We start from the raw sequence: 14808 nt of genomic DNA, 5'->3' as shown, positions 1-14808 counted from the left end.
CGATTTAAATTCATTAGAATGAAATTATATTTAGGAATAATGATTAAAAAATGATTTTTTGATAATAACTATTATAATTAAAATATTTTTAATAAGAATTAGACTATTATTCTTAAAAAATATGGAAGTCAAGATTGTCTAATACTTTTTTCTCAAAAAAAAATTTTGATATATTAATTGTTGAAGATGAGCCTATTTTAGCTATGGCTATGGAAGTTAAGTTAAAAAAGCTTGGATTTGGAATAAGTGGCATAGCTACAACTCCTGATAATGCTATTTTACATATGCAAAATAGACATCCTGATTTGGCAATCGTAGATATAAATTTAAATTCAACAAAATCAGGTATAGATGTAGCAACATATATTTGGAAAAATTTTCATATTCCAATTATTTTTTTGACCTCTTACTACAATGACAAAATCTTAAATCAAGCAATGGAAGCTGAACCTTATGCATATTTAATAAAACCTTGTAGAAATGAAGAATTAAAAGTAGCAATTAATACATCCATGCACAAACATCAATTCTTTTTTAAAAACAAAAATATTCTTAAACCCTTAGAAAACAAATTTATTTACTTAACTAAAAATATAAAATTTGATTTAATTCAGCAAGAATTATATGTTGATGAAAAAATTTTCAATTTAACAAAAACAGAAAAAAAGCTTTTTGATATTCTTACTTCACAAGAAGGAAAAGTTGTAAGTTTTGACACAATTTTCAATTTTATTTATAGAGAAGATGTTTATGATTTATCAAAATTACGTTCATTAATATATAGATTAAAAACTAAACTTGGTTTTAATCCATTTGAAAACTTATATGAAGAAGGATACAGGATAAAAACTTTTGAAAAAAATATTTAATTTTAATTATTACTCTTTTTCCACAAAAATAATACTTTCTCTTTTATTATTTATAATAATTTTTAAATTGATAAAAATTACTTTAACTACACCAAAAATACAGAGCAATGCAATAAATAGAGAAATTGAATATATCACAAGAGCTTTACTTATTACAAAAGAAGAGATAAAAATTATTGGTAAGTCTCTTAAGATGCAAACTGATTTAGAAATAAACTTATCAAAAAATATTATTGAAAATGAAATAAAGAGTTTAGATTTAAGAATCAATAATTTATTAGAAAAAAAAGATCTGTTTAGTTTGTTGAAAAAAAGTTCAATTTCACAATTTTGTACTTACAATTTATCTTTAAATAACAATAATATTTTAAATAAATGGGAAAAAAAAGAACAAAATTTTTTATTTAACCACAAATTAAAGAACTCAAATTTTATACTTGAACTCATATGCTCTCAAAATTCTTTAAATCCTAATCATATGACTTTTGAACTGGATTTAAAAAAACATTTAAAAACTAAATTATTAATTGATTCTGAACTTGAAGATACAAAAATGGCTGTTTTTTGGATTAATCCAAATGCTTTAAAAACAAAAAATAATATTTTGAGAGAAAAGAACAAAGAACTTAGAAAAGAGAAATATCATATCAGTATGTTATCAAATGTAAAAAATATTCCTACAGGAAATTTGACTCTTGAACAAATATTAGATTCAAAAAATAGTGGAAAACCTATCACACATAAAATAGATAATAAAGAAGTTTTAACTTGGATTTTAGATTTAAATTTAAATCCTTCGAAAAATGTATTTTTAGCTTATTCAATAAATAAAAGCCAATTAGAAAATAAAAATAACCTTTCAGAAATATTTTTATTTGAAACTCTTATTGCAATTGGAATAAGTTTTATTTTAATTTTATTTATTTTTAAAAGATTATTAAAAAATATAAATACTTTAACAAAAACTGCTATGAGAGTAAATCAAGGAGAAAAAAATATTAGAAGTCATGTAAAAGGTGAAGATGATGTGGGGATTTTAGGTCAATCTTTTGACTCAATGTTAGATTTTTTTGAAAAAAGTATAAAAACATTGGATAAAAAAGTAGAAGAAAAAACAAAAGAGATTTCAAAATCACTTGAAGAAAAAGAGATATTGTTAAAAGAAATTCACCATAGAGTTAAAAATAATCTTGCTTTAACAATAAGTTTAATTGAACTTCAAGAAGAGGAAATTGAAGATGAAAAAACAAGAAAAGTATTGATTGATATACAAGAAAGAATTTACACAATGGAGCTTTTACATAGAAAACTTTATGAATCTACAAATTTAAATAAAATTCCTTTTAAAATTTATGTTGTTGACTTAATAAATGCTATTTCAAACACATATGATAAAAATAAAAATGTAGAAATAAATTTCTTTATAGAAGATATGGATTTAAATATTGAAACAGCTATGCCGTATGGATTGATTTTAAATGAAATAATAACTAACTCTTTTAAATATGCATTTATTGACATAATTAATCCAAAACTTGATATAAAAATTTCTAATCAAAATAATAAAAAAATATTAGTTGAAATAAAAGATAATGGTAAAGGTTTAAAAAATGATTTTAATATAATTTCAAATGAAACATTAGGTTTAAGACTTATAGATATGATTGTAAGACATCAATTAATGGGAAGTATTTCATATACTTTTGACAATGGTGCAAAATTTACAATTTTAGGTGAAATAAAAGAATAAAATCAAGTAAAATTTTACTTAAAATATAGACGAAGAAAAATCTAAAATACAAGCATCTTTAATTTTATTATTCTAATTTAAAAATTTGATTCAAAGCGGGAAATAATGCTTCAATATGAGAAGCATTAGATATATTTAAAATCTTTATTTCTAAATTTTGAGTATTTTTTAAATATGAAGCAAAAGTTTCAATATCACTGGGATTTTTTCCTTTATTTTCTATCTCGCCAACACTTAAATATAATTTCTTAGGATTTTTTATTTTAAATTTTTTATTTTTTAATTCTTTTAAGATATTAAAATCATTCCACCAAATAGATGGGCTTGCTGCTATAAAATTTTGAAAATCTTCACTATGATTTAGAAAAGCATATAGAGTAAAAAGTCCACCATAAGAGTGTCCAAACAAAGTCTGTTTTTTTGTGTTTATTGGATAATTTCCTTCAATTATTGGCTTTAACTCATTTTGTAAAAAGTTATAAAACTTCTCAGCTCCTCCTTGCAAATATTCAGAACTTCCACGATTTGCTAAAATCTTTAACTCACCTTTATATGGTGGTGTATAATCATAACTTCTAGCTTTTATATCAAAAAGATCTTTAGAGGCATAGCCAATAGCTACTATAATAGGTGGAGTTTTTTTTGTACGATAAGACATATTATCAATAACTTGAGCCATAATAGAAGCATAAGGGAAAGTTGCATTTCCATCTAAAATATATACAACATCATAACCATTTTTTGGCTCTTTAGTTTTAGGTTTATAAACTTGTATTAAATATTTTTGTTCATGAAATTTTGAAGATATGACAAATTCTTGATTTTGTTCAGCACCAACTAAAGAAATATTTTTTTGTACGTTTATTTCAGAGTTTGCAAACAAATAAAGATTTAAAAAAGATATGATAAATAATAGCTTTGTTAAATTTTTCATTTTTATCCTTATAATTTTTTTAAAATAATTACTTTAGAAATCATAAGCAAGGAGAAAAATCCTTGCTTTTAATTAAAATTTAACATTCATTGCTAGGCTAAATCTTCTTCCATCTAAAATATAATCAAATCCATCTTCACTTGTAACCTCTTTATTTGCTACATTATAAACACCAGCAGTGAAACTTATTTTTTTATCATAATTATATACTGAACCCAAATCTACATATGTATAAGCAGGATTTTTATCACTTGCATTACTACTTGAACCTGCTGTTTTACCTCTATAATTTACTTGTGTCCATAATAAAGTTTTAGATGTTACGTCCCAATCAAGTCCAGCATTAAACATATGTTTTGAGATATCATTTAAAGGATTACCTTGATTTGCTCCTGATTTTTGCTCACTATGTGTATATGTATAAGAGTGTCTATATTTTAAATTATCTAAAATATAATAATCAGTTGTAAGTTCTATACCTTTGATTTCTGCTTCATCTACATTTTCATAAGCTGTATATCCATATTGATGAGCATCATAAATTGTTCCTTTATAAGTACAAGCTGTATTAGGTTGACAAATTCTTCCTGTTCTTGTAATTTTATCTTTAAAATCTGTTTTAAATACAACTAAACTTCCATCTAAACCAATATCTGGATTATCATAAGAAACTCCAGCCTCATAATTTACACTTGTTTCAGGAGTTAAATCTGGATTTCCAATCATAACTCCACCTCTTGAAACTCCTGCAAAATCAGGTGCTGCTTGTCTTAATGATGGTGCTTTATATCCACTTGTTACACCACCTTTTAAATTTAAATTATCTGTTAAACTATAAACAGCATAAATTTTTGGACTAAATTCACTTCCAAAAATTTCATTATAATCATATCTTCCACTTAAAGTTAACGCTAAATCATCAGTTACATTCCAAGTATCTTCTGCAAAAAGTGCCCATTGGTATCTTTGCATCTCTACAATACTATTATTTAAAGAACTTGTTGCTCCATCTTCAAGCTTTTCTTTTTTGTAGTTCGCTCCAACTGTTAAAGAATTTGTATCAAAAAAATATGTTCCTTGCGAATTTGCAGTGATTGTATCAAATTTTATACCATTACCTGTCGATGAATTTACTCTTGAAGGGTTATTCGCATTATCATAATTCAAATATGAATCAAGCAAAAATTTATCTTTTTTAAATTGATGAGTCAAATTATAGTTATATTTTATTAATTTAGTTGCTTCACCTGTAGAAGTTGTTGAAATACTTTTTCCAGGAGTTGTTGTTCTTTCTTGCGTACTATAATTATACTCAGCTGTAATTGTATTATCTTCATTTGGAGTTAAGATTGCTTTTGTACCAAAATTTTCTCTTTTAAAATCAGGATCACTCCCTGCACTTTTTGTTGAACCACCTGCATTAAAATCACTCTCATCTGTATCTAGAAGTCCTGCTGTTAATTGAACTGATAATAAATCTTTTACAACAGGTACATTTACAAATATACTTGTATTTCTTGAATCATTATTTACTTTATTTGAAGAATCCGCTTTAATATATTCTGTTTTTATACTTGCAGTTACTTTATTTTGATGTTTTTTTGTTATTATATTTATAACTCCACCCATTGCATCTGAACCATATAAAGAAGAAGCAGGACCCCTAACTACTTCAATTCTTTCAATTGCTTCTAATGGCGGTAAAAAATTGATTTGAGCTCCACCAAAACTTCCATTTGGATTGAAAGCATCATTTCCTTGCATAGGTTTACCATCAATTAAGAATAAAGTATAATCAGCACCCATACCTCTTATAGAAATTGATTGATTACTTCCTCCACCATTTACAAATACACCTGGTACATTTTTAAGAACATCTGTAACATCAGTATAAGATTTTTTTTCTATTTCTTCTGCTGTAATAACTGAAATAGTTGCAGCAGCATCTTGAATATTTTGCTCATATCCAGAAGCAGTACTTACAACATCAACTTTATCCAATAAAGTTGCTTCTGCATTTAACATAATTGGTGCAGTTAATAACACTGTTGCTGATACAACAGATGCACCTAAATAATTTGTAGTTTTGTGTTTTTTACTTACGATGTAATTTCTCAATCTATTTTCCTCCAAGAAAATTAAATATTTTTTATGTTTGATTTTGATTTTTGGCTGGCTACTTTTTAGGAGAACATAATTAGAAATTTTGCTAGCTAGTAAATATTATAAATGTTTTTGTCAGTTTAGTTTGTTCGCTTTATTTAACTAATCATTAACAAAAAATCAATGGAATATTAACAGAGTTAATCTTAATTTTAAATAAAATTGATAATTAGTATCATTAATATTTAAGTTTCAATTTGATAATATCTTATTTATTTAAAATTAGGAAAAATAATGGAAAATCTCTTTTTATTAATTATTACACTAGCAGCACTTTTTTATCTTTATAAAAAAGTTTTTAGAAACAATAGTTGTAACTGTGGAAAAGACTCTTGCAAATCAAATGAGAAATAAAATATTGTAATTAATATTCTACTTATATAACATAAAAACAACTATATAACTATAAAAATCAAAGAAATTCATTTTAAAAATTAGGAGAATATTTTATGAGATTAGATGAAGTAAAAAAAGGAAATAAAGTAAAAGTTTTAAGATTAAACGCTAAAGGAAAACTACTTTATAAATTACTTGATATGGGATTTGTAAAGGGAGCATTTATTGAAATAATAAGAGAAGCACCGTTATATGATCCAATGGAGTTAAAAATACATAATTACAATTTAACTCTTAGAAAAAGTGAAGCAAAATTAATAGAGATAGAGATAATATGAAAAATATAAAAACAGTATTAGCAGGACAACCAAACTGTGGAAAATCTACAATATTTAATCTAGTAAGTGGAATAGAACAACATATTGCAAATTATCCTGGCGTTACAGTTGATAAAAAAACAGGTTTTTTTAAATATGAAGAGTACAAAGTACAAATGGTTGATTTACCAGGAACTTACTCTTTTAGTTCTTATTCATTAGAAGAAAGAGTTGCAAAAGAGTTTATTTTAAATGAAAATCCAGACATCATAATAAATGTTGTTGATGCTTCAAATTTAAAAAGAAATCTATATCTAACTTTTCAACTTTTAGAAATGGGACTTCCTGTTGTTATAGTTTTAAATATGATAGATGTTGCTTCAAGAAGAGGAATAAAAATAGATAGCAAAAAAATCTCTTTAATGCTTGGATGTCCAGTTGTTGAAGCAAGTGGAGCAAAAGGTATTGGTAGTGAAGAGATTATGAAAACTATTATAAATCTACATGAAAATAAAACAAATTTTGAAGAGTTTAAAATAAATTATGAAGAGTTAGAAAGTTTTATTTTAGATATAGAAAATGAAATCAAAAATTCCACTTCATATTTATCAAAAAGATGGCTTGCAATAAAAGCTTTAGAAGGTGATTCAACAGTTATTGAATACCTAAAAAAAGATTTTTTAAAGATTGAAGAAAAACTTGAAAAGGATAATCAACTTTTTGAAACAAAATATAATAAAAACATCATTACTTTTCTCGCAACATTTAGATATGACAGTGCAGAAATAATTTATCAAAAAAATGTTATTGAAGAGAACAAAAATAAAGAAACACTAACAGATAAAGCAGACAAAATCATTTTAAATAGATTTTTAGCTTTACCTATTTTATTTGCTTTGATGTTTTTGGTTTATGAAATATCTATTGTCTATGGCTATAAACTCACAGATTATACTTGGCCTATTTTAGCAAGTATTAAAAATTTTGTGATTGATATTATGCCTAATGCAAATTTTACAGATGTTCCAATGATAACTGATTTTGCTATTTGGATGGTAAATAGTGCAAATGCTTTACTAAATTATATTCCAATATTTTTTATTTTATTTGCCTTAATTGCCATCATGGAAGATGTTGGATATATGCCAAGAATGGCATTTATTCTTGATAGAGTATTTAGAAAATTTGGTCTTCATGGACAATCTACTCTTCCTCTTGTACTTGGTGGTGCGATGGTTGGAGGTTGTGCAGTTCCTGCTGTTATGTCAACAAAAGGAATTGCAGATGAAAGAGCTAGAATGGCTACAATTTTAACAGTTCCTTATATGAATTGTTTAGCAAAAGTTCCATTTTACACCCTACTTTTAGGAGCATTTTTTAAACCTGATATGGCTTTGATGATGTTTTATATTTCTACAATAACAATTTTTTCAGCATTAATAGTTGCAAAAATTTTAACTAGCACTGTTTTAAGAAATAGAGAAACAGCTCCTTTTGTTATGGAATTACCACCTTATCATTTACCAACTCTAAAAGGTGTTATTATTCGTTCTTCTCAAAGAGTTTGGTTATATATCAAAAAAGTTGTAACGATTGTTTTAGCTGTCGCAATTGTACTTTTTGCCCTACTTCAATTTCCAGGATTAACAGAAGAATCTAAAACTAAATTTGAAAAAATGTCAAATGATGCTTTAGTAAATTTTGATTCAAAAATAAAAGACTCAATTTATTATGAACATATAAATTCAAAAGAAAAAGTATCTGAGCTTTTAAATTATTATGATAATTATAGAACTAAAAAAATGGCAAATTCATCAAGTAGTGTTGATGAAAAATTCAAAAAAGAAAATGCCTTATATTATAAATTAATAAGACCTTTAAAAGATGTTGAAGCAAAAAAAATCAACATTGCTTTAAGAGAGTTATCAAATGATAGAAAATCTATTTTAAGAGAAATAAAAAATGAAAAAGTTGAAAATTCACTTCTTGGAATGGCTGGACGTTCTATAGAACCTCTCACTCAATTTGCAGGATTTGATTGGAAAATCAATGTTGCATTTTTAAGTTCATTTGCAGCAAGAGAAAGTGCTGTTGCAACGCTGGGTTCTTTATATGAAAACAATAAAGCAGATAATCTAAGAGCTGAAGAAGCGATGGCACTTAACAGTGGATATACTCCACTTCATGCTACTGCAATTATAATTTTTATGCTTTTAACTCCTCCTTGCATAGCAACAATGATAGTTGTAAAAATGCAAACAAATAGTTTCAAATGGATGTTATTTGCAATATTTTTCCCTGTAACTTTAGGAATATTGATAGCTTCAATTGTGTTTACTTTAGGAAATATTTATACGTTGAGTGGCTTTGAAGCCATGAGTTATTACTACTTTATAGTTTTAGCAATTACCCTAGTATTAGGACTGTATCCCAATAAATCAATCAATTGGAAAGGAGGATTAAACAACTCTTAACAATATGAAAAATAAAAAAATCAATTTAATAAAAAGGATAAAAAATGATTAAAAAAACTATATTTTTACTTTCAATCTTAGCAAGTTCAGCATTTGCTCATTCTGCAATAATGAACTGCTTTGATAATGCAGATGAAACTATCACTTGTGAAGGTGGCTTTAGTGATGGCAGTAGTGCAAATGGTGTGTATTTTATAATAGAACAAGATGGTAAAGAGATATATGAAACTAAAATGAATGAAAATAGTGAAGTAACTTTTAAAAAACCAAAAGGTGAATTTACGGCTATTTTAGATGCAGGTGAAGGACATGAAGTTTATATAAAAAGCAAAGATATAACTCAATAAATAAACAGATTTCTCTTAAAAAATTTAAGAGAAATCTATCATTTTGTTAAAATCAACTTATTTGCTTTTGTAATTCTAAGTTGATATTCTTGTCCTTCATGAACAATAGTGATTGTAGTTTTATGTTCAAAGATATCTTTACTATCAATCTTTTTTTCTTTTTCTTCTTGCATTTTTTTCCTAAATAACTTATTTAACAAATTATAAATAGGATATTAACGCAAGAAATCTTAAGAATTAATAAAATTGATAATTGATATCAATATTATAGCTTTAAACTTCTTTTATTTTCTCTAATATTTTATTTGTATTTTTGTTACTAAAATATATTGAAAGTGCAAATAAAATCAAACATAAAGTAAAAAAGAAAATTGTTAGAAAATCCCATTCATTATTTAAATTTTCTGGTTTTGATAGTTTTGTATTAACATCAGTTACTTTCTCTTTTAACTCTTCTGCAAATCCTTCAAGTGGCGCTATTCCATCTTTTATTATTGTATGACCAGGACCTCCATCAAGAACTATTTGATATGGTTCTTTTGGGATATTTACAATTAGTTCACTTTCAGCAGGAAGCCTTTGTTTAAATAAAATATCACCACTTACAAGTGATTCTAATCTTATCATTGCTCCTGCTGCATCTTCACCTGTACTAAATTCACCTCTTACTGTAATAGTATTGTCTGAATTATCCATAACATTTATAATTAAATTATGAGCATTTAAACTAACTGATAAACAAATTGTTAAAAATATAAATATTTTTTTCATCTAAACTCCTATTTTATTGATTTTCTTTAATCCAAAACTTTTGAATTTTTTCTCTTTTAGTAGGAAGTTTATATCCTACAAAAACCAGAATTATCCCTAATATAAATAAGCCAATATCTACACTTAAAATCACTTTCATATCTTCATTCCATAAAGTTATTGGAGTAAAACCACTATTAATAAAATGAATAAAAGGACTTAAAACAAATAAAGCACCTCCAAGATATAAAAACTCTTTTGCTGTTTGATATGAGTTTAATCTATAAAAAGCCCAAGTTAAAGTTCCTACCCAAAGAATTGCAAATAAACCTTTTTGAATTAAAACTCTATTTTCCATATCAAAAGGAAGTAACCATTGAAGAGTAAATAATAATCCAGTTGCTGGAATAACTCCTATCATAACTGCAAGTGATAATTTCCCAAAACCTTGATAAACAGGGATTGTATCAGGAAACTTTCTTGCTCTTTTTTCAAGCCATAATAAAACCCCAAAACCTAAAGCAAATGTTGATATAAGCATAATAGAAGCTATAAATAATCTTGTAAAAGTATCAACTCCAAATAAAAAGTGTAAGAAGAAAATACTATCATAAAATAGACCTGACCAGTGCTTATCCATCACTTTTTGTTGTGATATTAAAGTTCCATCAACTCCACTTAGAGTTACGCTAGGATTATTTGAAATACCATTTAAAAATGGCATATATGGATTATAACCTTCAAATTTTGCTATTGCACTTGAATCTTGCCAATTTATGATTTTTACTTTTTGAAAATCTATATTTGGATTAATCTCTTTTGCTTTTTTTAGTAGCTCATTTATTGAAAGCATTTGAACATTATCATTTTTCTTTTCAATTCTAGGTTCATCAGGATATAAAATTGGTCCAGTTAGATTCCATACATCGTGAGTTTTTCCTTTTGAAGCTAAATATGTCATAGGAGCTGAACCATCATATCCTATGTTCATAAATGCACCTGTTAATGTGATTATTATAAAAGGAGGAAAAATCCAAGTAAATATTTTTCTATGCCATTTTGAGAAAAATCCTGTTTTTGTAGTTGTACTATTTTTATATTTTATTTTTATTACTAAAATCACTCCACCAATAACTAAAAACATTCCAGCAACTGCTGTAAAACCAAAAACAATATAACCAAAATCTTTAAATGGTCTTCCATAATGCATATGATTTAAAAACCTAGCCAATTGAGATAATTCATCTTCATTTTCAACTTCTAAATTTGTATTTGGATTAAAAACTTTTGTTTTTGTAAACTCAGTTGAAATTCTAAGAGCTGGATCTTCCATAGTTCCAGGGAAAATTATAGATATTGGATTTATTTTTGGATATTCAGAATCAGCTAAAACAGGATCTATCATCGCACTATAATTTATAGTTGTTGGTTCAGCTGTTTTAAAGTGTCGTGAAGGTTTTTCCCAGACTTGAATATATGGAAGTAAAATTGCAAATATCCCAAAAAATACAGCTACATACATAAGTAAAGAAAAACTTATCCCTGTTGCCACATGCACTCTTTGAAGTCTTTGTTTTAATAGTTTATTTGATTCTTTTTCTAAATTATTACTCATTTTTTTCCTTAAATATTATATAAAATAGCTATTAGAATTAAAAATATAAAAGTTGGAATAATAACTCTTAATAAAGCACTTAATTTTGTAGGTGCTACACTTATCCATAAAGCAATCATTGCCCAAGCCATAGTATTAAAAAGTAAAGGAACAATTATAGATTCGCCAGGCTTTCCAGGGATTATATATATAAATAAAGTCATACCCAGATAAGCTACAACTAATCCTCCCAAAATAGCACAGATTGTTCTAAATACTCCTATTTTTTTACCACTTTTTTCAGGAATTGATAAAGTTTTTATTAATTCTTTCATTTTTTTTCCTTTAAAATAAAGAGATTAAAATCCCTTTATTTTTTAAAATTTATATTTTAAAGATACTGTCGTATTTCTTGGATCACCATAGATATATTGCATATCATAAACAATATTTGAATAATAATCTTTATCAAATAGATTATTTATATTTAGTTGAGCTGATAAATTTTTTGTAAGTTCATATTTTGCCATCAGATTTACAACAACTACATCATCTTGAGTTAATCTTTCTGAATCTCCAAGAGGATTAGTCACATCTGAATAAAACTTATCTTGCCAATTTACACTACCACCAAAGCTATATTTCCCAAGTTTATATTTACTTGAAAGTACAACTTGATTTCTTGGTGCAGTTGTTGAAACATCTTTATCTTCTGAATCTTTTGCTTCAAAGCTCACAAGACTTAAAGCGGCATTCCAATTATCTGTAATTTCTCCTCTTATATCAATTTCAATACCTTTGCTTGTAGTTCCATCTACACCTTTATAATAATCTTCTAAAGTTGTACTATTTACACCTGCTTTTTCTGCAACATTATCTTGTTCCATTCTAAATAGAGATAATGAAGCATTTAATCTATTGTCAAAATACTCACCTTTTATTCCAACTTCATAGCTTTTCCCTTCTTTTGGGTCTAAATATTTCCCACTTTCATCTTTATTTTCTTGAGGTTTAAAAATACTTGTATAACTCGTATAAATTGAATGATTATCATCTAAATCATAAACTAATCCAGCATAAGGTGTGATTTCATTTTTATGTTCATATCCATAATTTGAAAGAATATTATTATATTCATACTTCGTTACTCTTGCACCTAATATCATATTTAACGAATCAGTTAATGATAATCTACTTACTAAATATGCTGCTGTTTGTTCTGTTTTACTATCAGCAGTTCTACTACTATCACCCCAAATTGGTTCACTAATATTTGAATTCCAGTTATAAACACTGTTATTTAATACATCTGCATCAAATGCAGTTTCTGAAATTACTGAAGCTGTATTTGAAATTGATTTGATTTGATTATAAGATAGTCCCAAAATAATTTCATGATTTTTATTTGCTAATTCAAAAGGAATTGATGAATAAATATCAATATTATGTTCTTTATCTTTTGATTCACCTTTCCAAAGATAATTACTTGATATTCCTTTACCTGTAGTTTTATCAGGGAATACTCCATAACCTAAAATTGTTAATTTACTATTTGAATCAAATTCAAGATATGAATAATTTGCATTAAGTTTTATATCATTTCTAAAATAGTGTTCAATTCCTGAAAATACTGATTTTGTTTCAGTATTCCAAGATGTCCAATCAGGAGTAATAGAAGTACTTCTACTAAAATTCGTATCACTTCCATCACTAAACCAAGCAGGAACTCCACCCCATGTACTTCCTGTTGCATCATTTTTTTGTTGACTTGCACCTAAAAATATTCTTGTATCATCTGAAATATCAGCATCAACAATTCCATATAAAACTTTTGTTTCTTTATTATAATAATTTAAAAAAGAGTCTTCATCTCCATATTTTGCAACAACTCTAGCTCTTACACTTCCATCTTCATTTAATGGAGTTGTTACATCAATTGTACCTTTGTATGTATCCCAAGATCCAGCACTAACACTTACATTTCCAGTAAATTCTTTTGAATTTGCGTGTTTTCTTACCATATTTATACTAGCAGCTGGACTTCCAGCTCCTGTCATTAGACCATTTGCACCTTTTACTATTTCAACTCTATCGTACATAGATAAGTCTTGTTGCACATCCCCTGAATAATTACTAGGTATTCCATCTATTTGATAATAATCTACTTCAAATCCTCTTGAAGTAATATAAACTCTTTCTGTATCCCAAGTAGGCGAATTAAAACCTGCAACATTACTTGTAATATCTGCAATTGATTCTAAATTCTCATCTTCTATTTGTTCCTTTGTAATTACAACCACAGATTGTGGTGTTTCTTTTATTGATAGATTTAATTTAGTTGCAGTATTCATTTGCTTTACAGTATAAGAATTAGTATCTTCTGAATATTGAGAATTTACTTCTTCTGAAACTTTAATCTCTTCAAGTTGTGTACTTTCAACAGCAAATACTTGATTTCCTAAGATTAATGATACATAAAATGATAAAGGTATCATTTTTCTTTTAAAATTCGACATTTATATTTCCTTGTGTTTATTATAATTATGATAATTAATCTCATTAAAATTTGAATTATTTCAACATTTTACTTAATCTATACTGAGCAAAAATAGCTACAAGACAAATAATAAATAATAAAAATAGATATTAAATAAAAGCCATTTTTTAGACATTTTATTAATTTAAAATACTTTAATTTTTATTATAAATGAGATTAAGAAAATAAATATGTCACTAAAAATACAGAAAATTTGCCACTATTTTTGCCAAGATTTAACAGCAGTACAAACTGCATATAAACTCAAACTAAGTAGACAAACAATTAATTACTATTTTAAAATGATTAGAGATTATTTAAATTATGAACCATTTTTATTAAGTGAAAAAATATTTTGTATTGAATATATAAAAATTCAAAATAGATATTTTTTTTACATTTGTTCAAACAATAAAATTTATTTAATTGAAGAAAATTCAAAGGATTTAACAAAACTAAATATTTTTATAAAAGATTATGTTAAAAAAAATCTTCTCAATAATTCAAAAAGAGATGGTGTTCGTATTATTTACAATAAAAATACACAAAATTTTACAATTTTAGGTTATTACATTTCTTCTAGTAATTTACAAAATTTTGTAATCAATCGTTTAAAAAAATTTAGAGGAATAAAAAAAGAAAATCTACAAAATCATATAAAAGAGTCTTTTTTTAGATTCAATCACTCAATTGACGAAATAAATCAAAAAATATCAACTCATTTTTCTATTTTATAGA

The 14808-nt window shown here is 25.8% G+C and carries 14 protein-coding genes; 7 read left to right on the top strand and 7 right to left on the bottom strand.

The features are described 5' to 3' along the window. Positions 1-134 precede the first annotated feature (134 nt). Both ABLL_RS04425 and ABLL_RS04420 read left to right on the top strand, forming a co-directional pair. A complete protein-coding gene (locus ABLL_RS04425; RefSeq protein WP_014473582.1) occupies positions 135-869 on the top strand; it encodes a response regulator in 735 nt (244 codons plus the stop codon). 67 nt (positions 870-936) lie between these two features. Beyond that, positions 937-2619: a sensor histidine kinase gene (locus ABLL_RS04420; RefSeq protein WP_014473581.1), complete on the top strand. Its 1683-nt coding sequence runs from the start codon at positions 937-939 to the stop codon at positions 2617-2619. A gap of 67 nt (positions 2620-2686) precedes the next feature. On the opposite strand, the gene ABLL_RS04415 is transcribed toward ABLL_RS04420, so the two are convergent. Continuing rightward, a complete protein-coding gene (locus ABLL_RS04415; RefSeq protein ID WP_014473580.1) occupies positions 2687-3553 on the bottom strand; it encodes an alpha/beta hydrolase in 867 nt (288 codons plus the stop codon). A gap of 72 nt (positions 3554-3625) precedes the next feature. After that, the gene (locus ABLL_RS04410) at positions 3626-5671 is read right to left on the bottom strand and encodes a TonB-dependent receptor domain-containing protein (protein WP_014473579.1); all 2046 of its coding nucleotides are present in this window, start codon (positions 5669-5671) and stop codon (positions 3626-3628) included. A gap of 279 nt (positions 5672-5950) precedes the next feature. On the opposite strand from ABLL_RS04410, the gene ABLL_RS14985 reads away from it, so the two are divergent. From ABLL_RS14985 to ABLL_RS04395, 4 genes are all read left to right on the top strand, one after another. Then, a complete protein-coding gene (locus tag ABLL_RS14985) occupies positions 5951-6070 on the top strand; it encodes a FeoB-associated Cys-rich membrane protein (RefSeq protein ID WP_102043401.1) in 120 nt (39 codons plus the stop codon). A gap of 95 nt (positions 6071-6165) precedes the next feature. Next, positions 6166-6390 (top strand): FeoA family protein, encoded by a 225-nt coding sequence (locus ABLL_RS04405; protein WP_014473578.1) that lies wholly within the window; start codon positions 6166-6168, stop codon positions 6388-6390. Then, on the top strand, positions 6387-8843 hold the full coding sequence (feoB, locus tag ABLL_RS04400; RefSeq protein WP_014473577.1) for a ferrous iron transport protein B: 2457 nt from the start codon (positions 6387-6389) through the stop codon (positions 8841-8843). The genes ABLL_RS04405 and feoB overlap by 4 nt, the downstream gene beginning before the upstream one ends. A gap of 44 nt (positions 8844-8887) precedes the next feature. Then, positions 8888-9190, top strand: coding sequence for a hypothetical protein (locus ABLL_RS04395; RefSeq protein ID WP_014473576.1), 303 nt, complete (start codon positions 8888-8890; stop codon positions 9188-9190). A gap of 38 nt (positions 9191-9228) precedes the next feature. On the opposite strand, the gene hemP is transcribed toward ABLL_RS04395, so the two are convergent. The 5 genes from hemP to ABLL_RS04370 form a co-directional block, all read right to left on the bottom strand. Continuing rightward, entirely contained in the window at positions 9229-9363 is a 135-nt protein-coding gene (gene hemP, locus ABLL_RS04390; protein ID WP_014473575.1) for a hemin uptake protein HemP, read from the bottom strand. Positions 9364-9463: 100 nt separating this feature from the next. Beyond that, positions 9464-9961, bottom strand: a complete 498-nt coding sequence (locus tag ABLL_RS04385; protein WP_014473574.1) for a hypothetical protein — start codon at positions 9959-9961, stop codon at positions 9464-9466. A gap of 13 nt (positions 9962-9974) precedes the next feature. Further along, positions 9975-11555, bottom strand: a complete 1581-nt coding sequence (locus tag ABLL_RS04380) for a PepSY domain-containing protein (RefSeq protein ID WP_014473573.1) — start codon at positions 11553-11555, stop codon at positions 9975-9977. An 8-nt stretch (positions 11556-11563) separates the two neighbouring features. Then, positions 11564-11869: a hypothetical protein gene (locus ABLL_RS04375; protein WP_014473572.1), complete on the bottom strand. Its 306-nt coding sequence runs from the start codon at positions 11867-11869 to the stop codon at positions 11564-11566. Positions 11870-11911: 42 nt separating this feature from the next. Next, positions 11912-14050 (bottom strand): TonB-dependent siderophore receptor, encoded by a 2139-nt coding sequence (locus ABLL_RS04370; protein WP_014473571.1) that lies wholly within the window; start codon positions 14048-14050, stop codon positions 11912-11914. Between the two features lie 211 nt (positions 14051-14261). On the opposite strand from ABLL_RS04370, the gene ABLL_RS04365 reads away from it, so the two are divergent. Continuing rightward, positions 14262-14807 (top strand): hypothetical protein, encoded by a 546-nt coding sequence (locus ABLL_RS04365; RefSeq protein WP_014473570.1) that lies wholly within the window; start codon positions 14262-14264, stop codon positions 14805-14807. The last annotated feature ends 1 nt before the right edge of the window (position 14808 follow it).

The sequence above is a fragment of the Arcobacter sp. L genome (assembly GCF_000284235.1).
Taxonomy (GTDB): domain Bacteria; phylum Campylobacterota; class Campylobacteria; order Campylobacterales; family Arcobacteraceae; genus Aliarcobacter; species Aliarcobacter defluvii.
This window is presented reverse-complemented; position numbering and strand designations above follow the sequence as displayed.

Bases quoted from the DNA above. Each gene is read 5' to 3' on its own strand.
- ABLL_RS04415 (WP_014473580.1), bottom strand. From the start codon at position 3,553: ATGAAAAATTTAACAAAGCTATTATTTATCATATCTTTTTTAAATCTT.
- ABLL_RS14985 (WP_102043401.1), top strand. From the start codon at position 5,951: ATGGAAAATCTCTTTTTATTAATTATTACACTAGCAGCACTTTTTTAT.
- ABLL_RS04405 (WP_014473578.1), top strand. From the start codon at position 6,166: ATGAGATTAGATGAAGTAAAAAAAGGAAATAAAGTAAAAGTTTTAAGA.
- feoB (WP_014473577.1), top strand. From the start codon at position 6,387: ATGAAAAATATAAAAACAGTATTAGCAGGACAACCAAACTGTGGAAAA.
- ABLL_RS04395 (WP_014473576.1), top strand. From the start codon at position 8,888: ATGATTAAAAAAACTATATTTTTACTTTCAATCTTAGCAAGTTCAGCA.
- hemP (WP_014473575.1), bottom strand. From the start codon at position 9,363: ATGCAAGAAGAAAAAGAAAAAAAGATTGATAGTAAAGATATCTTTGAA.
- ABLL_RS04385 (WP_014473574.1), bottom strand. From the start codon at position 9,961: ATGAAAAAAATATTTATATTTTTAACAATTTGTTTATCAGTTAGTTTA.
- ABLL_RS04380 (WP_014473573.1), bottom strand. From the start codon at position 11,555: ATGAGTAATAATTTAGAAAAAGAATCAAATAAACTATTAAAACAAAGA.
- ABLL_RS04375 (WP_014473572.1), bottom strand. From the start codon at position 11,869: ATGAAAGAATTAATAAAAACTTTATCAATTCCTGAAAAAAGTGGTAAA.
- ABLL_RS04370 (WP_014473571.1), bottom strand. From the start codon at position 14,050: ATGTCGAATTTTAAAAGAAAAATGATACCTTTATCATTTTATGTATCA.
- ABLL_RS04365 (WP_014473570.1), top strand. From the start codon at position 14,262: ATGTCACTAAAAATACAGAAAATTTGCCACTATTTTTGCCAAGATTTA.